The organism is Comamonas testosteroni (assembly GCF_030505195.1).
Taxonomy (GTDB): Bacteria; Pseudomonadota; Gammaproteobacteria; order Burkholderiales; family Burkholderiaceae_C; genus Comamonas; species Comamonas testosteroni_G.
Map to the genome: position 1 here is coordinate 1,772,570 of NZ_CP129672.1, position 20,299 is coordinate 1,792,868.

Below are 20,299 nucleotides of genomic sequence, written 5' to 3' on the forward strand. Positions count from 1 at the left end.
TTCCCAAGTGCTTGCAGCCATCAAAAGTGAGAGACGAAGGTCCAGGACCGGATCAGGCCGGGTTGTCGATATCGATGAAGCGGTGCTCCAGCCCGCACTCCCGGGCCACATGGGCGGCCACGGCCGGCGCGCCGTAGCGCTCGGTGGCGTGATGGCCGGCGGCGATAAAGCTCACGCCCATTTCTCGCGCCAGATGCATCTGGGGCTCGGAGATCTCGCCAGTGATATAGGCATCGGCGCCGGCGGCAATCGCGGACTCGAAAAAGCCCTGAGCCCCTCCGGTGCACCAGGCCAGCTTGCGAATCGGCCTGCGCTCTTGTGCACCGGCCAGCGTCACCTTGCGCCCCAGCACAGCTTGCACATGCTCGGCCAGAGCAGTGGCATCGGCAAAGTCCGCATCGGCCAGCCAGCCCAGGTTCTGGTCGCCGAATGCGGCCTGACCCTGCACGCCCAGCCGCTCACCGAGTTGCGCGTTGTTGCCCAGTTCGGCATGGGCATCCAGCGGCAGGTGATAGGCAAACAGATTGATGTCATGCGCCAGCAGCAGACGGATGCGCTCCTTGAGCCAGCCCGTGATGCGGCCATCCATGCCGCGCCAGAACAGACCGTGGTGCACGAAGATGGCATCGGCCCCGGCCTCGATCGCAGCTTCGATCAGGGCGCGACTGGCCGTCACACCGCTGACGATGCGACGAATCTCGCTCCTGCCTTCGACCTGCAGGCCGTTGGGTCCGTAGTCCTTGAAGCGTTCGGGCTGCAGCAGCCCATTGAAAACGGATAACAGGGTGTTTCGCTCAATGCTCATGGCTCGATTGTGCACAAGCCCGCACGCAGGCCCAGCCAGCAAGGCTTTGGCAGACGTAAAAAAGGGCAGCCCAGAGCCGCCCTCTTATCAGAACAAGTGGCTTCAAGCCTTCTTGGCATGCCAGCCCTTGCAGGCCAGTGGCCAGAAGCCCATGGCCATGCCCAGCACGCCCATGGCCGCCACATAGTGGGCAGGAGCCATCACATCCACCTGCTGCCACACAGACACCAGCATGGGAGTCAGGCCGCCAAACACGGCATAAGCCATGTTGTAGGAGAAGGACAGACCGGTGAAGCGCACTTCTGGCGGAAAGGCCCGCACGCCCACCACAGGCAGCAGCGAGATGGAGCCCACAAAAAAGCCCACGGTCGCATAGTTGCAGATCAGAGACGCCTCGTTGCCGGGCAGGTTCAGATAGAACAGATAGGCAGTGGCCGTCATGCCGCCCCAGCCGATGAGCATGGTCAGCTTGGTGCCGATCTTGTCGGACAGCCAGCCCCAGAACACGCAGCCCATGGTCAGTGTCACGGTCGCCACGGCATTGGCCTTCAGGGCCATGGCAGGCTCGATGTGGAACACCTTTTGCAAATAGGCCGGCGTGAACAGGATCACCACCACAATCGCCGTGGACAGCACCCAGGTCATCAGCGCCACGACAACGCAGGCTTCGCGGTGGTCGCGCAAGATGGTCTTGATCGGCAGTTCGCGGTCAGCGGCCTTGCGGGCCTGCAGTTCCTGGAAGATGGGGGTCTCGTGCAGGAACTTGCGCAGATACACCGACACCAGACCGAAGACACCGCCCAGAATGAAGGGCAGACGCCAGGCCCAGTCGTGGATCTCGCCCTGGCTGTAGGTGCTGTTGAGCCAGACCCCGATGATGGAGCCCAGGAAAATGCCGCCGGTAATGCCGGAGGTCAGTGCGCCGATCGCAAAGCCGTAACGCTTCTGAGGAGCATGCTCGGCCACGAACACCCAGGCACCGGGCATTTCACCGCCGATGGCAGCACCTTGCATCACGCGCATCAGCAGCAGCAGGATGGGAGCGGCAAGGCCTATGGTTTCATAGGTCGGCAGCAGGCCGATGACCAGCGTGGGCACGGCCATCAGGAACACCGACAGCGTGAACATCTTCTTGCGGCCCAGGATGTCGCCGAAGTGGGCAATCAAGATGCCGCCGATGGGGCGTGCCAGATAGCCGGCCGCGAAAATGCCCAGAGTCTGCAGCTGGCGCATCCACTCCGGCAGCGAAGCAGGAAAGAACAGGCTGCCAATCACATTGGCAAAAAAGACGAACACCACGAAGTCGTAAAACTCCAGCGTTCCGCCCAGGGCCGATAAGCCCAGGGTCTTGTAGTCCTCCCGGTTCAGGAGACGATTCGTCGCTGCAGCCGGCGCGTCAGCCGATGCAGCGTGGTCAAGCGTAGTCATGGTGTTTCCTAGATCGAACAACAGGACAGCGCGGATAAGGCCGCTGATCACGGGTCAACGTGCAGTGGCAGACCGATTGCGGCGGGCTTCAGATACAAAACCACACCAGACCGAATATGAGCACCTTGTGGGCAGTCACTTCAGTAACGGCGGCGTAAGCGCAGTCGAAAAAACATTCTAGGGTTTTCACTCATGGCTCCTGGACGCGCAAAACTATAGATGCCTGCAGTCCTATAGCCATCGGCCCTGCAATCTGCAAAGCTTTGCGTTAAGCAATTGCGTGCAAGCAAATGTTCGCTTCGACGCCCGGTGCAGCCATGCTTCACAATGTGGGCTTGTTCTCCTCACTACCTATACGCATTACATGAAACGCACCTGGTTGCTGTTTTCGCAGGTTGTCACCGTGCTGGTGGCTATCTATTTTGTAGTGGCTACCCTACAGCCCACTTGGCTTCAGCGCGGAAATATCCGTAGCAGTGCCGGTGTTTCGCTGCTGCAGGCTCCATCCACTCCGGCGGGTGAAGTCGCGCCCGGCAGCTTTGCGCCTGCCGCGCGCAAGGCTTCGCCCGCCGTGGTCAGCATCAACACCAGCAAGGCCGTTCGCCACCCGCGCGCCAACGATCCCTGGTTCCAGTTCTTCTTTGGCGATCAGGGTCCGCAAGAGCAATCTGGTTTGGGTAGCGGCGTCATCATCAGTCAAGATGGCTACATCCTCACCAACAACCATGTGGTGGAAGGCGCCGACGATATCGAGGTCACGCTCACCGATAGCCGTCAGGCCAAGGCCAAGGTCATTGGCACGGACCCCGAGACCGATCTGGCCATTCTCAAGATCGAACTCGACAAGCTGCCCGTCATCGTGCTGGGCAACTCCGATCAGGTCGCTGTGGGCGACCGCGTGCTGGCCATCGGCAATCCCTTCGGCGTGGGCCAGACCGTGACCAGCGGCATCATCAGCGCTCTGGGCCGCAGCCAGCTGGGCATCAACACCTTCGAGAACTTCATCCAGACCGACGCTGCCATCAACCCCGGCAACTCCGGCGGTGCGCTGGTGGATGCCAACGGCAATCTGCTGGGCATCAACACGGCCATCTACTCGCGCTCGGGCGGCAGCATGGGGATCGGTTTCGCGATTCCCGTCTCCACAGCCAAGATGGTGCTGGACGGCATCGTCAAGGACGGCAAGGTCACGCGCGGGTGGATCGGCGTGGAACCCAACGAGCTCTCGCCCGAGCTGGCCGAGACCTTTGGCGTCAAGGCCGATGCCGGCGTCATCATCACCGGCGTGCTGCAGGCCGGCCCTGCCGCGCAGGCCGGCATGCGCCCCGGCGACGTGATCGTCAAGGTGGGCGAGACCGCGACACGCAATGTCTCCGAACTGCTGACGGCCGTGGCCTCGCTCAAGCCCGGCGAAGCCGCCAAGTTCGATGTGCGTCGCGGCGACAGCGAAGTGGTGCTGGACATCACTCCGGGTGCCCGCCCGGCAGCCAGTACCTTGCAGCAGCAAAGCCGCCCACGGCGCTGATTGCCGCGCCATCAAGCCCACACAAGCCAGCGCCAGTCGCTGGCTTTTTTCATGCTGCGGCCCGCTCTGCAAGCCGCAGCCGCAACATCAGGGATCATCAGGACTCCTCAGGAACACGGCTCAAGCGCTTGCAGGCAAAGCGCCGGCGGCCATCAAAACAAAAGCCCTTGAATTGCTTCAAGGGCTTTGCCGGGAGTCGGGGATGAAGATCAGTGGCCGTCCGTGGATTTCTCCACTTCCGTGCCCGTGCCTTCCTCGGCATCGGGCGCACGCGATACCCGGCTGAACCAGCCGGCTCCCAGAATGCCGATCTCGTAGAGCAGGCACATGGGCAAGGCCAGCGCCAGTTGAGAGATCACATCGGGCGGCGTGATGACGGCAGCAATCACAAAGGCCAGCACCACGAAATAGCCGCGGAAGGCCTTGAGCTTTTCAACCTCCACCAGACCAAAGCGCACCAGCAGCATCACTACGATGGGTACCTGAAAGGCCGCCGCAAACGCGATGTAGAGCGAGAGAATCGCTTCCACATACGAGGCGATGTCGGGCGTGGCTGCCACGCTGGCCGGCGTGAAGTGCTGGATGAACTTGAACATATTGCCCAGCACAAAGAACTGTACGAAGGCAATGCCGGCATAGGCCAGAAGGCTGCCGAACATGATCAGCGGCAGGGCGAACTTCTTCTCGTGGCTGTAGAGGCCCGGTGCCACAAAGGCCCAGATCTGGTACATGATCCAGGGCAGCGCCAGCAGCACGGCCACCATCATCAACACCTTGAGCGGCACGAAGAAGGGCGAGAAAACGCCCACCGCAATCAGCTTGGCACCAGGGGGCATGTGCTCCTTGATGGGCAGGGCGATGAAGTCGATCAGGCCGTCAGGGCCTGGCCAGAACATCAGCAGCCCGACGCCGATCAAAACGCCATACAGGCTGTAGAGCAGGCGATCACGCAGCTCCATCAGGTGCTGGACAAACGGCTGCTCCGTGCCAGAGAGTTCGTCTTCTTTAGAGGGTTCGGACATGGTGCAAAACCGCGCCGGAGCCCGATCGGCTCCACACGCTTGAGAAACAACGACGCCCGCGGATCACGGGCAAAGAGCGACATGCGGGCAGCCAAGCCGTCCCCCTGGGGTCGGCCATGGCCGACCTTGCGGCCGGCAGGCTGCTGAGCTGCATGTTCAATGGAACTTCTTGGGGCGAAAGCGCGCCACGCGCGCCGCGCCTGACTGGACCTTGCTGCGTACCCCGGCACGGGCCTTGTACCACTGGGGCACGGCACCGCGCTTGACGCGCCAGTTCTTGCGCGGATGGCGATAGCTGGGCACCACGCTGCTGTGCGTATCCAGACCGGTGTAGCCACCTTCTGCGTCATAGGAGCCGAAGGACGAAGCCGAAGTCATGTTCGAGTCGTCGCGCAGGTCCTTGGTCGCATCGCTCCAGTCCTTTTCAAGATCGGAGGCCTGACTGCGCATGCTGGACTCGACGTCCCGCGCTGCGGTCTCGACCGTGTCCTTCATCTTGCGCAGCTCATCGAGCTCCATGGAGCGGTTGACCTCGGCCTTGACGTCGGACACATAGCGCTGTGCCCTGCCAAGCAAGGTGCCCACCATGCGGGCCACGCGCGGCAGCTTCTCGGGACCGATGACCACCAGGGCCACGGCACCGATCAGCGCCATTTTGGACAGGCCAATATCAAACATCTAAATGTCAGTCCTGCCGCGATCAGCTCTTTTGCTTGGCTTCCACGTCGATGGTGGCCTTGTCGGCGGCCTGCTGGTTGGCCACCTGGCCGGTCGCGGCCTTGGCATCGGCGTCAGTCCCGCCCTCCTTCATGCCGTCCTTGAAGCCCTTGACGGCGCCGCCCAGGTCGGAGCCGATGTTCTTGAGCTTCTTGGTGCCAAACACCAGAACCACGATGAGCAGCACGATCGCCCAGTGCCAGATAGAAAACGAGCCCATGAGAATCTCCTAGAAATTGCAAACCATTTTAGACGGGGCTTGTGACAGATACGAATCAATCACCCAAAAAGCCTGTAGCGCACAGCTCTATCGACGGCAGCAGGCCTCGCCTGCTCCGGATCAGCCCTTGAGCCAGGGGCGCGGGCCGCCCATGACGTGCAGGTGCAGATGGTGCACTTCCTGCCCGCCTTCGCTGCCGGTATTGACCACGATGCGGAAACCGCCATCGGGATAAGGGTTGCAGCCCTGCTCCATCGCCAGCTTGGGAGCCAGCGCCATCATGCGGCCCAGCAGGGGCGCATCCTCGGCACCGACCTGGGCCATGGAGCGGATGTGCTTCTTGGGAATCACCAGGAAGTGCACGGGCGCACCGGGGTGAATGTCATGGAAGGCGAACAGTTCCTCGTCCTCATACACCTTGCGCGAAGGAATCTCCCCCTTGGCGATGCGGCAGAAAATGCAATGGGCGTCGTAATCGTGGTCGTGCATGGTCTCTGGTATCTCTACGGTTCAGTACTGCGGACGCCCTGCCCTGACCATGGCCCGGGAAGCCACAAAGCAAGCAATGGCGTCGCCCCCTGCGGAGGCTATCCCGTATTCTCGTTGAATCGCAGCGTCTGCTTGACGCCAAGGTGCTCGCGGTTGAGCTGCAGCCATTGCTGGCCGCGCTCGCGCCCCAGCTCGAACAGCTTGCGCACCATGCCCATGTCTGCGCGCACCTTGCTCGAGGCGCCAAAGGGCTTGAGCACCGAGCCGCCATCGATGCGGTGCATCAGCACATGCTTGTAGCGCTCGGGGTCCAGGCGCTTTTGCTCCAGCAGCTTGACCACGAACTCGATGGCCCTCAACTCGGCCAGCAAGCTGGCGTTGAAGGTGATCTCGTTCATGCGGTCCATGATCTCGCGAGCCGTGTCAGGCGAGACATCGGACTCCTTGGGATTGATCTGCACCAGCAGGATGTCCCGGCTCCGGGTCTCGTAGATCAGCGGATACAGGGCCGGATTGCCCGAAAACCCGCCATCCCAGTAGCACTCCCCGTCAATCTCCACCGCCTTGAACAGCTGCGGCAGGCAGGCCGAAGCCATGATGGCGTCTGCCGTCACCTGCTCGCCCTTGAAGATCTTGCCGGCGCCCGTGCGCACATTGGTGGCGCAGATGAAAAGTTTGGGCACCACGCTGGGGTGCTCGGGATGCGCCAGCATCTCGAAGTCCACCACCCGGGTGAGCAACTGGCGCAGCGGGTTGATATTGAGCGGATTGGTCTGATAGGGCGACAGAAACTGATTGAGCACGCCCATGAACTGCTTGCTGCCCGGCAACGGCGCGGCCCAGAACATCTTGCCCACGCTGCCCATGGTGCCCACGCCCTCCCACAGCTCGCGCAGAGACTGGCGCGCCAGCTGCCGCCCCAGGTAACGGGCATCGTCCACTTTTTTTTCCTGCGCGGCCGCCTGCGCGAAGCCATGGGCCAGCGCCACGGCATTCATGGCTCCGGCGCTGGTGCCGCTGATGCCCTCGAAGATCAGGCCGTCATCGTCCAGCAATGCATCCAGCACGCCCCAGGTCAGCGCACCATGCGATCCCCCGCCCTGCAAGGCCAGGTTGAGGGTATGGGAAGTCTCTGCAGCCATGGCGCGATCCTGTGAAGGTTGAGGAACCAAGCAAGGGGCTTGGGACTTGCGCAAACAAGACGGTACACCGGGCATATCCGTGGGCCAAACACCCTACCCGATTCGAATCTGCGTAAGTCGTTCAGCTTATCCAGCACTGCGAGCATTGCACAGGCCCGGCACTCGTGTCAGCCTGCGACCTCGAATCTGTTGCAGTGCAGCAAAACCGCTTGCCAAAACAAAAAAGCCCCGGCCGTAAAGCGGGGGCTTGGGTGTCTGGCAAGTTCGGCTCAGGGCTGGATCGCTCGGTTCTTGTTCATGGCGATCATGCCGCTGACGATGCGGTAGAGGAACCAGATGGAGATCAGCACCCAGGCGGGGTTGAAGATCAAGAGGCCCAGCAGGAAGAACGGGAAGGTCACGGCATAGAGCACGATGGCCCAGAGCACGCTGCGCAGACGCCAGGAAAAATGGCTCTCCTGCCAGGTGCCGCGCGCATCGTCGCGCTTGACCAGATCGATGACGACTGCAATCAGCAACAGCAGCACACTGACCTGGGCGCCCGGCAGCACCGCAGCCACAGCCACGATCAGGTGCAGCAGATAGCTGACCCAGCCCCAGGCCTTCAGGCCCTCGACCTCGGCAGAGCCGCTGGGGCCTACATCGATGATGTCGCGATCGTCATTCATGCGCTTCCTCCTTGTTTATTGCTTGGCCGCCCCTTCCTGAGCAGCGCGTTCCTGGGCCTTGCGCAGGGCTTTTTCCTCCAGACCGCTGGTGCCCTCGCGGCGTTCCAGCTCGGCCACCACCTCTGCGGGCGTCAATCCATAATGCGACAGCGCAATCATGGAGTGAAACCACAGATCGGCCACTTCATAGAGGATCTTGCCCTTGTCCGCGCCATGATCGACATCCTTGGCGGCCATCACGACTTCGGTTGCCTCTTCGCCGATCTTCTTCAGAAAGGCGTCAGGCCCCTTGTGCAGCAGGCGCGCGACATAGCTTTTTTCGGGATCGCCACCGTTGGCGACCTTGCGGCTTTCGATCACGGCGGCCAGACGGGCCAGTGCGCCCTCGACCGACGCGGTGTTGTGTTCAGACATGACTTTATTTGTAGATGGAAGCAGGATCTTTCAAGACCGGATCGACAGCCAGCCACTGTCCGTCCTTGAAAACGCTGTAGAAGCAGGAGTGGCGACCGGTATGGCAGGCAATACCGGGATCATGCCCCTCTTGCGTGATCTTGAGCAAAACCACGTCGTTGTCGCAGTCGATGCGCATCTCGTGCACGGTCTGCACATGGCCGGACTCCTCGCCCTTGAACCACAGCTTGTTGCGCGAGCGGCTGAAGTAGACGGCACGTCCGAGCTCGGCGGTCTTCTCCAGTGCCTCGCGGTTCATCCAGGCGAACATGACCACGTCGCCGCTGCTTTGCTCCTGTGCGATCACGGGCACCAGCCCCTGCGCATCCCATTTGACCTGATCCAGCCAGCTCATTGCAGACCCTTGCTTTGTATAGCTACCAGCGCAGGCCAGTAGCCAATTTCAACCACAAAACATATTGAAATCCGCTTGTAGCCTGCGCAAGCAGCTCTCAAATTAACTATTACAAGCGAACGGGAATGCCACGCGCGCGCATGCATTCCTTGGCCTGCTGCACGGTGTACTCGCCATAGTGGAAGATGCTGGCGGCCAGCACCGCATCGGCGCCGCCAATGGTCACGCCATCGGCCAGATCTTCCAGATTGCCGACACCGCCCGATGCGATCACGGGCACGGCCACGGCATCGGCCACGGCACGCGTGAGCTTCAGATCGAAGCCGCTCTTGGTGCCGTCCTTGTCCATGCTGGTCAGCAGGATCTCGCCGGCACCACGCCTGGCCATCTCCTCGGCCCAGCGCACCACGTCCAGCCCCACGTTCTTGCGCCCGCCATGGCTGTACACATCCCAGCCCGGCCCCATGGGCGTGCCGCCAGGGCCGATGCGCTGCTCGTCCTCGGGCGTGCGGCGCTTGGCGTCGATGGCCACCACGATGCATTGCGCGCCGTACTTGTCGCTGCAGGCATTGATGGTGTCCGGGTTGGCAATGGCGGCGGAGTTGAAGCTGGTCTTGTCGGCTCCGGCATTGAGCAGGCGGCGCACATCTTCCACGCTGCGCACGCCACCGCCCACGGTCAGCGGAATGAAGACCTGCGAAGCCACGGCCTCGATGATGGGCAGGATCAGGTCACGGCCATCGCTGGTGGCCGTGATGTCCAGAAAAGTCAGCTCGTCCGCACCCTGGGCGTTGTAGCGCGCGGCAATCTCCACCGGGTCGCCCGCATCGCGCAGCTCCAGAAAATTGACGCCCTTGACCACGCGGCCGCCGGTCACGTCAAGGCAGGGAATGATGCGTTTGGCAAGCATGGACCAGTCTCGGAATATCTACGAACAAGGAGGCCAAAGATACCACGGCCTCGCCGCTGCCCAGGGCATCTGCCGACGGCGCGCCCTTGCCGCTGCCATGGCATTGCCGACCCGCTTCGGCGGCACACAGTCCGGCCACAGCCATCGCATTTCGCATCCAACCTGAGCGAGTTGAAACGTTTCAACTCAACAGCAGCCCCCATCCATAAAGCTGCACAAAATCCCTGTGCTCCCAATTAAATAACAGCAAACACAGAGCCGGCCTCAGGATTTATTGCTTTCAGCCGCAATTTCTTTCCTGCATCAATATTCCGGCTCAGATTAACTGGCGCACACAAGACCATCGCCCGCTCCTGAGCAGGAATGCCACGAGCGATCCAGAAATAAAGGCACTGACATTCTCAATGAGCGGCATCCACGCCAGCGATAAGCGGCACTGCCGAGAGCGGCACACGACTGCATGACAAGCAAATCTATTGCGGATCGGGCTTTGGCAAGCCGCCTGACGCCAGGGTTTACAGCAATGCAAAGCAGTCCCGAGCGGGAAGCGATATACCTTAAATATTGTGTATAAAACCCCAATTCAGTATCCAAATATTCATAGCGTAAAAAGATGTTTCTTTTTACGCTGCATTCTTGTTCGGATTGTTTTTGCTAGTGAAACTATGAAAAAAATAAATCAATAGTTTTTAATACTTTGTCATTGTTGTCCCCATAAATAATTGACCAACCCCGGAAACCCATCCCGTTCGATCAATGTATTCAGGCACAGGTGATCAGCATGGATATGAGACGCCAATATTTCGGTACCGACGGAATCCGTGGGCGGGCTGGGTATTTCCCCATCACGCCGGACTTCGCTCTGCATCTCGCCCATGTCGTCGGACGCATGCTTCATCGCAACGAAGAACGCCCGGCGGTGCTGATCGGCAAGGACACGCGCATCTCGGGGCACATGCTCGAAAGCGCCCTGGTGTCGGGCTTCAATTCCTCTGGCGTGGATGTGGTGCTGCTTGGGACGCTGCCTACACCGGGGGTGGCCTATCTCACGCGGGCCTTGCGGGCCAGTCTCGGAGTGGTCATCAGCGCCAGCCACAACACCTTCGAGGACAACGGCATCAAATTCTTCAGTGCCAAAGGCACCAAGCTGCCCTACGTCTGGGAGGTGGCAGTCGAGCAAATGCTGCTGGATGAGCCGCATTGGGTCCCGGCGATTGCACTCGGAAAGACCCAGCTCCTGGAGGATGCCGCCGGTCGCTATATCGAGTTTTGCAAGAGCACTTGCGACCATGCGTTCACCTTGCGAGGACTGAAGATCGTGGTCGATGCCGGCCATGGTGCCGCCTATCAGATAGCACCCATGGTCTTTCATGAACTCGGAGCCGAAGTGGTTGCCATAGGCTGCGCGCCCGATGGCATGAATATCAACCAGGGGGCTGGAGCCGCCCATCCGGAGCTCCTGGCCACGACTGTTTCCGGTTGCGGTGCGGATTTCGGCATCGCCCTGGATGGCGATGCGGATCGTCTGCTGGTCGTCGATGCCGCCGGCCGGCTCTATAACGGGGACGAGTTGCTGTACCTGATCGTGGCCGACCGCCTGGAGCACGACGAGAGCATTGCGGGCGCCGTCGGCACGCTGATGACGAATATGGCGGTGGAGCGGGCATTCGGGGTGCTGGATGTGGACTTCATGCGCACCAAGGTCGGCGACCGCTACGTGCTCGAAGAGCTCAGCCGCAGGGGCTGGACCTTCGGCGGCGAGGGGTCAGGCCATCTGCTGATCCTTGACCGGCACAGCACGGGCGACGGTCTGGTCAACGCTCTGCAGATATTGCAGGCCTGTGTGCGCACCGGCCGCTCGCTGTCGCAATGGCTGCTGCCGGTGCAGCTATACCCCCAGGCATTGCTCAATGTGCACTGGTCGCCAGACCGGGATTGGCGCAGCAATGCGTTGCTGGCACGAGTGCAGGCACAGGTCGAGGCCGAGCTGGGTTCTACCGGGCGTGTGCTGGTGCGCCACAGCGGCACGGAGCCGCTGCTGCATGTGATGGTGGAAGCGCAGGATGGCGATCAGGCCAGCCGCTGTGCCGAGCGACTGGTCACGGCTGCCAGAGACGGTTAGCCCGCTGATGCGGCTGCGCCGCTCATGCAGCAGAGAAAGCCGGCACCGATAGCGGCCAGCATGAGGAGCTGGCCGACATACCCGAAGCAGGGCGTGAAAGATGATTTTGAGCAGGTACGAATGAAGACAGTCTGATACCAATTGACTCAAAGGGAGAACGCAATGAATCAGGACTCCGAGGCTCTTCACGCCAAGCAAGACATCGCGCAGTTGCTCATCGTGTCCGGGACCAGGCCCGAAATCATCAAGCTGGCCCCTGTCTATCACGCACTGCAACAAACGCAATGGGCCCGCCCCATCTGGCTGCACACCGGCCAGCATGGCGACATGGCTGCGCAAATGCTGGATTGCTTTCATATCCAGCCCGATCATGTGCTGCAAAGGCAAGGAAGCTCGCTGCTGGAGTTCGCCACAGGCTGCCGGACTCAGTTGGAGTCCGTGCTCGCGGATACGAGCTGTGAGGCAGTGATCGTGCAAGGCGACACAGAGAGCGCGTTTCAGGGGGCATTGGCCGGCTTCTACCTGAAGGTGCCCGTCGTCCATGTCGAGGCCGGCCTGCGCACCTACAACCTGCACCGCCCTTTTCCGGAAGAAGGTCTGCGGCAAATGATAGGGCGCATTGCCAGCCTGCATCTGGCCCCCACCTTGAGAGCCCAGCAGGCGCTGGAGCGCGAAAACGTGGCGAAGGAAAAGATCGAGCTCACTGGCAACACCGTCGTCGATGCCCAGCTCTGGGCCAGCCAGCATCACCACATCCATCGCCGCATGCAGGGCCGGGGCCATGTTCTGGTGACCATGCACCGGCGAGAGAACTGGGGCCCCGATGTGGATCATGTGTGCGAAGCCATTGCCGATATCGCGCGCGAGTTTCCCCAGATGCCGGTGCTGTTCCCGGTCCACCTCAATCCGGTGGTCAAGGAGCCCGTATACCGGCTGCTGGGCGGACTTGCGAATGTCAAGCTGACAGAGCCGCTGGATTACCTGGCCATGCAGCAGGCCCTGGCCGATGCCTGGCTGGTGCTGACCGATTCCGGCGGACTGCAGGAGGAGGCGCCGACCTTCAAGGTTCCGGTGCTGGTCTTGCGCGACGAGACCGAGCGTCCCGAGGTGCTGGAGGCTGGCTGCGCCGCTTTGGTTGGAGCCGACAGAAGCAGGATCGTTCAGTCCGTGCGCCACCTGATGCATGACGATGCTGCCTACCGAAGCATGCAGGCCAGCAGCAACCCGTTTGGTGACGGGACTGCAGCACAGCGCACCGTGAAAAGACTGCACCAGATGCTGAGGCCCGATCAAGCTGGCCTGGCACAGAAAGCGGCAGAAAGGACGCCCCATGTCCTGGCTTGACCTGTTCACCGGATACCTTTATGTCCTCAAGAGCATCGCCATCGTCATTGCGGTGGTGATCTTCATCAGCGGACTGGACGATCTGTTCATCGACCTCATGTACTGGGGGCGGCGCGCCTGGCGTGCACTGACCGTGTATTCGCGCCATGAGCAGATGAATCACAAGGCCTTGCTCGGCGTGGACGAGAAGCCGCTGGCCATCATGGTGCCCGCCTGGCAGGAGCATGGCGTGATCGGCAAGATGGCGCAGCTGGCGGCCACCACGCTGGACTATGAAAACTACCACATCTTCATCGGCACCTACCCCAACGACCCCCAGACACACGCCGATGTGGAACAGGTAAGAGCCCATTTCCCGAATGTGCACAGCGTGGTCTGCGCACGCCCCGGGCCGACCAGCAAGGCCGACTGCCTCAACAATGTGCTCGATGCCATCTTCCAGTTCGAGCAGCGCTCGGGCATCGCGTTTGCAGGCTTCATCCTGCATGACTCGGAAGACGTGCTGTCCAGACTGGAGCTGAGGCTGTTCAACTTTCTCGTGGATCGCAAGGATCTGATCCAGCTGCCGGTCTACCCCCTGGAGCGGCCGCTGCGCGAATTTACCGGGGGGCATTATCTGGACGAGTTTGCCGAGTTACATGCCAAGGACATCGTGGTGCGCGAGGCCCTGGTGGGTCAGGTGCCCAGCGCCGGGGTCGGCACCTGCTTCAGCCGCCGCGCCATCACGGCGCTGCTGGAGCTGGGCGACGGCGTGGCCTTCGATACCCAGAGCCTGACCGAGGACTACGACATCGGTTTCCGGCTCAAGCAGCTGGGTATGCGCGAGATCTTCGTGCGCTTTCCCGTGCATGATGCGGACCAGCCGGCCGATCCCGACCAGTCACGCCGACGCGGACGCAGCGCGCGTGAGGCCAGCGTCATCTGCGTGCGGGAGTTCTTTCCCGATACGCTGAATGCGGCGGTGCGACAGAAGTCCCGCTGGATCACGGGCATCGTGATCCAGGGCTTCAAGACCCTGCGCTGGACCAAGAGCGGCGTGCTGAACTATTTTCTCTGGCGTGACCGCAAGGGTGCTCTCACCAATTTCGCCAGCTTCCTGGCCATGCTGCTGGCGATGCAGCTGGTTGCCATCTGGCTCTACCAGCGCCTGGTGCCGGACAGCTACCGGTTTCTCTCCATCTTCCAGGGTGACTGGTGGCTGTATGCGCTGCTGGCCGCGAACTTCGTGCTGATGCTCAACCGCATTGTCCAGCGCATGTTCTTCGTCACCAGTTACTACGGCTTCGTCCAGGGATTGATGTCGCTTCCGCGCCTGCTCTGGGGCAATTTAGTGAACTTCCTGGCCAACTGGCGGGCCATCGCCCAGGCGCTGCAGGCCAAGGATATCCGGCGCATGGCCTGGGCCAAGACCGACCATGACTTTCCCATGCTGGGAGAGGGACCCCGACTGCGCCAGCCCCTGGGACAGATACTGGTCGCACAAGGCGCCTTGACCGAGAGCCAGTTGCAGGAGGCCCTGTTGCGCCCCACCCCCGGCTTGCGCCTTGGCAGTGCGCTGGTGCACAAGGACCTGATCAGCAGCGCACAGCTGGCCGCCGCAGTGGCCCAGCAGGCCGGCGTTTCATGGGAGTTTCTGGGAGAGCACCTGATCCCCGACGAGATCGCGGCGCTGCTGCCGGCACATCTGGCACTGCATTACAGCGTGGTGCCGCTGCGCGAGGAGGGCGAAACACTGATCCTGGCCAGCGAGTCGGTCATAGACCCGGTCTCGCATGCAGCCCTGGAGCGCAAGCTGGACAGGCCTGTGCGCTACCTCATTGCCCCCAAGGGAGAGGTCACGGTCGAGCTGCGGCGTCTGTATGCAAGACAGCACGGGGAGCCGGCTCGCGAACTGCTGGCCTGGGCCGTGGAGCGCAAACGCGTATCCGCCGAACAGGCTAAAGAGCTGTGGAAATTCTATGTGTCGCGGCAGCTGATGCTGGGCGAAGTGCTTCAAGCCCTGGGCCGCATCGACACGGCCGTGCTGAATGCCTTGCTGCTCAGACATGAGCAAAGCGATGACAGCCTGGGCCAGTTTCTGGTGAACCAGGGGGCGTTGACGCAGGCCACACTGGATGAAGCACTGCGACTGCAGCAACAGCTGCAGGTCACCATGGCGCAACTTTTGCGCCGCCTTGATGCCGCCCCGATCGTGTCTGTTGCTGCTTAGGTGCCAATATATGAAGCTTTCTCGTCCTATTCTGGTTCTTTCCCTGGCATGCGTCGCCCCATACGATGGTCTGGCGCAGACGGTGGATCTAGGTCCGGATATCACTCCCAGACAGCGCTTTCAGGTCTACCCCCGGATCGACAAGGCGTATGAGGCCATGGCGCGCGGCGATGGCCCGCGCGCCATCTCCGAGCTGCAGCAGGCTCAGCGTCTGGCACCGGACAACACCGAGCTCGCCTTGCAGCTGGCGGCAGCCCATCGCCGCTTTGGCCAACCCGCACAGGCCGAAGCTGTACTGAAAGCTCAGCTTCAGCGCCACCCTGGCGATGCGCGCCTGGCCCAGGCTCTGCGCGATATGCACCAGGGCGCCGTTCCGGCCATACAGCCCGAGTCTCAGTCCGTACCGGCCACCGGCACCCAGAAAGCATCCAAGACCCCCGACATTGCAGAGCCTGCCACAGCCACGACAGCGCAGCCTGCGAAAGCTGCCGCACCGGCAACTGACACATCGCCGCGCCCGCGCAAGAGCCCGGCAGCGCAGGCCATGCCTGCTGGTTACGCCAAGGCCAGCCAGGCCTATGCCGCCACCGAGCGACGCGACTTTGCCGCAGCATTGCCTCTGGCCAGGCAGGCCGTAGCGGCGGCCCCCGGGCGTCTGGACTACCAGCGCCTGCTGGTCTATCTGCTGGTGGAGAACGGACGCTTCGACGAGGCCGAGGCCCGTGCAGCAAGACTGGACAACGTGAAACAGCTGCAGTCAGACGCCGATTGGCAGATGCTGCGCACCTCCATACGCCAGCGCCAGGCCCTGCGCCCTTTCGAGCAAGCCTTGCAGGCCCGCGAGCAAGGCGACATGGCCAAGGCCCTGCGCCATGCCGAGTCCAGCGTGCGTCTGGCACCGCAGGCGCTGGCTCCGCGCCTGCAATGGCTGGGCCTGCTGCTTCAGGATGGGCAAGCGGCCCAGGCACAGCGCGTGGCAGAGCAAGGGCTGGCGCTGCAGCATGATCCTGCACTGCAGGTACTTCAGGGCGTGGCCCTGCATGTCCAAGGTCGCGGCATGGCCTCCGAACAGGCCTTCGACGCAGCGCTTGCCGCCCCCCACCTGTCGCGCTCGGAGCGGCAGAACTACGGTGTGATAGCCCTGGATGCGGCGCTGGCCGCCGGCCAGACAGAACGAGCCCAGCGGCTGCTGCAGGCGCTGGAGGCGGACAGCAATGCCGACGTCAACAGCCGCCGGGAACAGCTCAGGGCGCTGCGCACCTCAACCATGTCACGCAGCTACGAGCTGCCACTGCCCCTGGTCAACTGCTTCAGCGCCGGCGACGTGCCCGGCTGCGAAATCTGGCCCGGGCAGGAGGCGCCGGACCCGGCCTACAAGGTCGCGCGTGATGCCTATCAAGCCTACAGCGATGGGCAATATGCTTTGGCGGCAGAAAAGGCCGAGGCTGCCGTGCAGCTCAACCCCGGACAACTGCCCTACCGTCAGCTTCGCCTGCAGGCATTGCTGGCTGCCGGCCAAAAGGCGCAGGCACTTGAGGAGGCCGATCAAACACTGCAGCTGCGGCCCGATGCCGTCGAGGTGCTAGCCCTGCGCAGCCGTCTGCGTCGCGAGCTGGGCATGACAGAGGCGGCCGATGCCGATGCACGGACGGCCTTGCAGATGGGCGGCCTGTCTCTGTCCAGCGAGGTGGATCTGCTGCTGCAACTGGGACGGCGCGAGGAGGCGGCAGCACGCTTTGCCCAGGCCGTCTCGGAGCCTGGGCTGCAGCAAAGCGCCGACCCCAATCTGGCCTATCTGGCCGTCCGCGTGGGGGACGATCGCAGTGCCTTGTCCATCTTCAACCGCGCACGGGAGCAGAGCCGCCTGCCGGACACTGCGCTGCGCGATGGAGCCTACGCGGCCAGCAGGCTGGCCGAGAACGAGCAGTCCATCGACTACTTCAAGCAGGCCATTGCCGCAGCACATGACGGCAGGCTCGCCATGACGCCGCAGCAGCAATATGAGACGCGGCGTGAAGTTGCCGACCGGGACCGCTCCTGGGGCATCAACACCTTGCTCGGCTATCGGGGCATTTCCCTGGGGGCGGCGGGTGCCCAGCCCAGCCTCTATGGCGACGTGGCTCAGCTGGTCAGCGAGGTGTACTGGCGCCCGCAGAAGTTCGGCGACGGCCGCTTCTGGGAGCTGTACGGCGGCGCTGCGCAAACGGTCTACAGCCGCCACGATGTGCCCACGGGAGGCCAGACCACCCAGGGTGCTATCGGTATTCGAGCCAAGCCGCTGAGCGATTACAACCTCATACTCGCGGCCGAACGGCGCGTGCGCATCGGCTCGCTGTCCAGCAACGACTGGTTGCTGCGCATGGGATATTCGGGCGGCATGGGCACTGACCTGCGCGTGGATGTGCCCAGCTGGAACACGTTCAATATGTACGCCGAAGCAGGTCGCTTCATTCAGCGCAAGCAGAACTACGCGACGTTCGAGGCCCAAGCAGGGCGCAGTTTCCGAATGGGGGGGAGCGACTCAAGACTGGTGCTGTTTCCGCATGCAGTCCTGGGCGCTGATTACAACTCTGAACGCACAGCCTCGGGCAAGCAAAGCTCGGTTGGTGCTGGCGTTGGCGTGAGCATGCGTTTCTGGTTTCGCGAGGACCGTGACCATGCACCTCGCTCCTACCTCGACCTTTCCCTGCAGTATCGCGCCCGGCTTGCCGGGGACGACAGAGGGAAAGGCGTGTTTCTACGTGCCGCCTTGGTGTTTTGAGAAGGCACGCCTTTAAGGCCCGAACCCATCGCCATTTCTAGAGTTTATGGAGATGGTGTTGTTTGACACTTTTTGTTTCTGCCCTCCAGAAAGGAGACTCTCATGCACTCCCATGATCACAGGCAGGCCACGCGCGCGCTGCTCGCGCTGGCGCTGCTGAGCTGGGCCACCTGGTCCCAGGCCTCCAACGTCGTGCCGCCCCCCTTGCCACCTGGGGCCTCCCAGATCCGCATGGATGTCGGTTCGTCCCCCGTAGAGCGCAAGCGCAACGAACGTGCCCACCACCACAAAGGACATTTCAAGAAGGATTTCACACGGGATGACACGCTGGACGAGCCGCCTGTCAAACCTGGCAACCCTTCCCCCGGCAATCCGCCCAAAGGCAAGCCCCATCCGGGCAGTCCATTCCGTGACCAGTAGCAATAAGCCTCACCGTGTAATGATCTCAGGAGAGTCTCATGAAAACTCTAGGACGCATTCTTGGGGCATGGCTGCTCGCCATGCTCTTTGCGAGCCCTGGCGCTTTTGCGCAAACAGGCCCGCGCACCCTGATCCTCTATGACGCGCCGCCCAATACGGCCTACACCAAGCTCGGATTCGGCTACGCCATCATGCTGCGCAACCTGCTGGGACATTTCGACAGCAAGGTCGATATGGTCCCGGTGCAGAACTACACGGCAGGCCAGCTCAGCGGCTACGACGCCACGTTCTACCTCGGCTCGTATTACGACAACCCGGTTCCCGCCGCCTTCATGACCGATGCCGCCAACTCGAGCAAGACCATCGTCTGGTTCAAGTACAACATCTGGCAGTTTGCCTGGGATCCGGCCTACGGCTTCCAGTCCCGCTATGGCTTCAACCTGACGGCGCTGCGAGGACTCAATGCGGCGCCAACTGCGAGCAACACCACGCCAGGGTTCTTCGACACCATCACCTACAAAAACCTGCCGTTTGTCAAATACTACGCATACGACAGCAGCACTGGCGCCGTGAATGCGGATCCCGATGTGGGGCTGACGGCCATTACCGACACCACCAAGGCCCAGAACCTGGTTTCCATGTCCAATCCCAAGACCGGCGAGCAGGCGCCCTATGTGGTGAAGTCGGGCAACTTCTGGTACGTGGCGGACCTGCCGTTCAGCTATATCGGGCCACGTGACCGCTATCTGGTGCTCACCGACATCCTGCACGACATGCTGGGAGTGAACCATGCCGAAAGCCACAAGGCCATGGTCCGGCTTGAAGACGTGAGCGCCCTGGTCAGCGTGACGGCGATGAAATCGCTGACGGACTATCTCTACCAGCAACGGGTACCGTTTTCGATAGCGACCATTCCCTACTACCGGGATCCTCTGGGCGTCTACAACGCAGGAGTGCCGATGCAGGTACCCCTGTCACTGGCGACCAATCTGAAGAGAGCGCTCAACTATGCGCTGGCACGCGGCGGCGAAATCGTGATGCATGGCTACACGCACCAGTACAGCAATGTGCGCAACCGCTATACGGCCGTGAGTGGCGATGACTACGAGTTCTGGGACATCGTCAACAACAAGCCGGTACCCGAAGACTCCACCGCCTGGGCATTGGGACGCTACCGGGCCGGCCTGCTGGAGCTGTCTCTCAACGGCTACCGCCCGACAGCCTGGGAGACTCCGCACTACCATGGCTCGGCGCTGGCATCCAAGGCCAGTACGCAGGTCTTTGCCAAGACCTATCAGCGTGTCGTGTACTTCACGGCTGACAAGCCCAATTTCAACGCACCGGTGGAAAAGGATTTTTCCTTGGGCCAGATCTTCCCCTACCCCATCCAGACCGACTACTACGGCCAGAAGGTGCTGCCTGAAAGCCTGGGAAACATCGAGTACGACATTAGCCAGATCGACCCGACTTCCTTCTACAACTACACATGGCAGGACATTCTCACCAATGCCCAGTATGTGAAGACGGTGCGTGACGGTTATGCCTCGTTCTTCTTCCACCCGTTCTGGCTGGAGCCGCAGGTTGGAACCCCTGGCCTGGCGGACTTCAAGAGCCTTGTCAGCGGCATCTCCAATCTGGGCTTCACCTGGACGGTTCCGAGCCAGCTGCCATGAAGGAAAAGCGCTTTCTCCGCAGGGAGAAAGCGCTCC

General features: G+C 61.9%; 18 protein-coding genes. 7 read left to right on the forward strand and 11 right to left on the reverse strand.

Annotated features, from left to right (window positions below):
• Positions 1-52: 52 nt before the first annotated feature.
• Together QYQ99_RS08160 and QYQ99_RS08165 are read right to left on the reverse strand one after the other, a co-directional pair.
• Positions 53-805 carry a Nif3-like dinuclear metal center hexameric protein gene (locus QYQ99_RS08160; RefSeq protein WP_302092199.1) on the reverse strand — a complete coding sequence of 251 codons (753 nt, stop codon included), beginning with the start codon at positions 803-805 and terminating at the stop codon, positions 53-55.
• Between the two features lie 102 nt (positions 806-907).
• Positions 908-2,233 carry an MFS transporter gene (locus QYQ99_RS08165; protein ID WP_302092200.1) on the reverse strand — a complete coding sequence of 442 codons (1,326 nt, stop codon included), beginning with the start codon at positions 2,231-2,233 and terminating at the stop codon, positions 908-910.
• A 364-nt stretch (positions 2,234-2,597) separates the two neighbouring features.
• Here QYQ99_RS08165 and QYQ99_RS08170 point away from each other — a divergent pair, with 364 nt between their 5' ends.
• On the forward strand, positions 2,598-3,758 hold the full coding sequence (locus QYQ99_RS08170) for a trypsin-like peptidase domain-containing protein (protein ID WP_034364461.1): 1,161 nt from the start codon (positions 2,598-2,600) through the stop codon (positions 3,756-3,758).
• Positions 3,759-3,967: 209 nt separating this feature from the next.
• On the opposite strand, the gene tatC is transcribed toward QYQ99_RS08170, so the two are convergent.
• From tatC to hisF, 9 genes are all read right to left on the reverse strand, one after another.
• Positions 3,968-4,780: a twin-arginine translocase subunit TatC gene (gene tatC / locus QYQ99_RS08175; protein WP_302092201.1), complete on the reverse strand. Its 813-nt coding sequence runs from the start codon at positions 4,778-4,780 to the stop codon at positions 3,968-3,970.
• Positions 4,781-4,936: 156 nt separating this feature from the next.
• Positions 4,937-5,458, reverse strand: a complete 522-nt coding sequence (gene tatB / locus QYQ99_RS08180; RefSeq protein WP_302092202.1) for a Sec-independent protein translocase protein TatB — start codon at positions 5,456-5,458, stop codon at positions 4,937-4,939.
• A 22-nt stretch (positions 5,459-5,480) separates the two neighbouring features.
• Positions 5,481-5,717, reverse strand: a complete 237-nt coding sequence (tatA, locus tag QYQ99_RS08185; protein ID WP_302092203.1) for a Sec-independent protein translocase subunit TatA — start codon at positions 5,715-5,717, stop codon at positions 5,481-5,483.
• A 120-nt stretch (positions 5,718-5,837) separates the two neighbouring features.
• Positions 5,838-6,206, reverse strand: a complete 369-nt coding sequence (locus tag QYQ99_RS08190) for a histidine triad nucleotide-binding protein (RefSeq protein WP_149354967.1) — start codon at positions 6,204-6,206, stop codon at positions 5,838-5,840.
• Positions 6,207-6,304: 98 nt separating this feature from the next.
• The gene (locus QYQ99_RS08195) at positions 6,305-7,348 is read right to left on the reverse strand and encodes a patatin-like phospholipase family protein (RefSeq protein ID WP_302092204.1); all 1,044 of its coding nucleotides are present in this window, start codon (positions 7,346-7,348) and stop codon (positions 6,305-6,307) included.
• Positions 7,349-7,617: 269 nt separating this feature from the next.
• A complete protein-coding gene (locus QYQ99_RS08200) occupies positions 7,618-8,016 on the reverse strand; it encodes a DUF4870 family protein (protein WP_302092205.1) in 399 nt (132 codons plus the stop codon).
• Positions 8,017-8,031: 15 nt separating this feature from the next.
• Positions 8,032-8,430 carry a phosphoribosyl-ATP diphosphatase gene (locus QYQ99_RS08205; RefSeq protein WP_034364449.1) on the reverse strand — a complete coding sequence of 133 codons (399 nt, stop codon included), beginning with the start codon at positions 8,428-8,430 and terminating at the stop codon, positions 8,032-8,034.
• Between the two features lie 4 nt (positions 8,431-8,434).
• Entirely contained in the window at positions 8,435-8,824 is a 390-nt protein-coding gene (gene hisI / locus QYQ99_RS08210; RefSeq protein ID WP_003058605.1) for a phosphoribosyl-AMP cyclohydrolase, read from the reverse strand.
• Positions 8,825-8,933: 109 nt separating this feature from the next.
• A complete protein-coding gene (gene hisF / locus QYQ99_RS08215) occupies positions 8,934-9,734 on the reverse strand; it encodes an imidazole glycerol phosphate synthase subunit HisF (RefSeq protein ID WP_003058607.1) in 801 nt (266 codons plus the stop codon).
• A 787-nt stretch (positions 9,735-10,521) separates the two neighbouring features.
• Between hisF and glmM the strand changes: the two genes are divergently transcribed.
• The 6 genes from glmM (at position 10,522) to QYQ99_RS08245 (ending at position 20,263) form a co-directional block, all read left to right on the forward strand.
• A complete protein-coding gene (gene glmM, locus QYQ99_RS08220; RefSeq protein ID WP_302093138.1) occupies positions 10,522-11,856 on the forward strand; it encodes a phosphoglucosamine mutase in 1,335 nt (444 codons plus the stop codon).
• 162 nt (positions 11,857-12,018) lie between these two features.
• A complete protein-coding gene (gene wecB, locus QYQ99_RS08225) occupies positions 12,019-13,200 on the forward strand; it encodes a non-hydrolyzing UDP-N-acetylglucosamine 2-epimerase (RefSeq protein WP_302092206.1) in 1,182 nt (393 codons plus the stop codon).
• Entirely contained in the window at positions 13,187-15,409 is a 2,223-nt protein-coding gene (nfrB, locus tag QYQ99_RS08230) for a cyclic di-3',5'-guanylate-activated glycosyltransferase NfrB (protein ID WP_302092207.1), read from the forward strand. The genes wecB and nfrB overlap by 14 nt, the downstream gene beginning before the upstream one ends.
• Positions 15,410-15,419: 10 nt before the next feature.
• Complete coding sequence (locus tag QYQ99_RS08235) at positions 15,420-18,170, forward strand: NfrA family protein (protein WP_302092208.1); 2,751 nt, start codon at positions 15,420-15,422, stop codon at positions 18,168-18,170.
• Positions 18,171-18,272: 102 nt separating this feature from the next.
• A complete protein-coding gene (locus QYQ99_RS08240) occupies positions 18,273-18,590 on the forward strand; it encodes a hypothetical protein (protein ID WP_302092209.1) in 318 nt (105 codons plus the stop codon).
• 38 nt (positions 18,591-18,628) lie between these two features.
• Positions 18,629-20,263: a DUF2334 domain-containing protein gene (locus QYQ99_RS08245; RefSeq protein ID WP_302092210.1), complete on the forward strand. Its 1,635-nt coding sequence runs from the start codon at positions 18,629-18,631 to the stop codon at positions 20,261-20,263.
• Positions 20,264-20,299 lie beyond the last annotated feature (36 nt).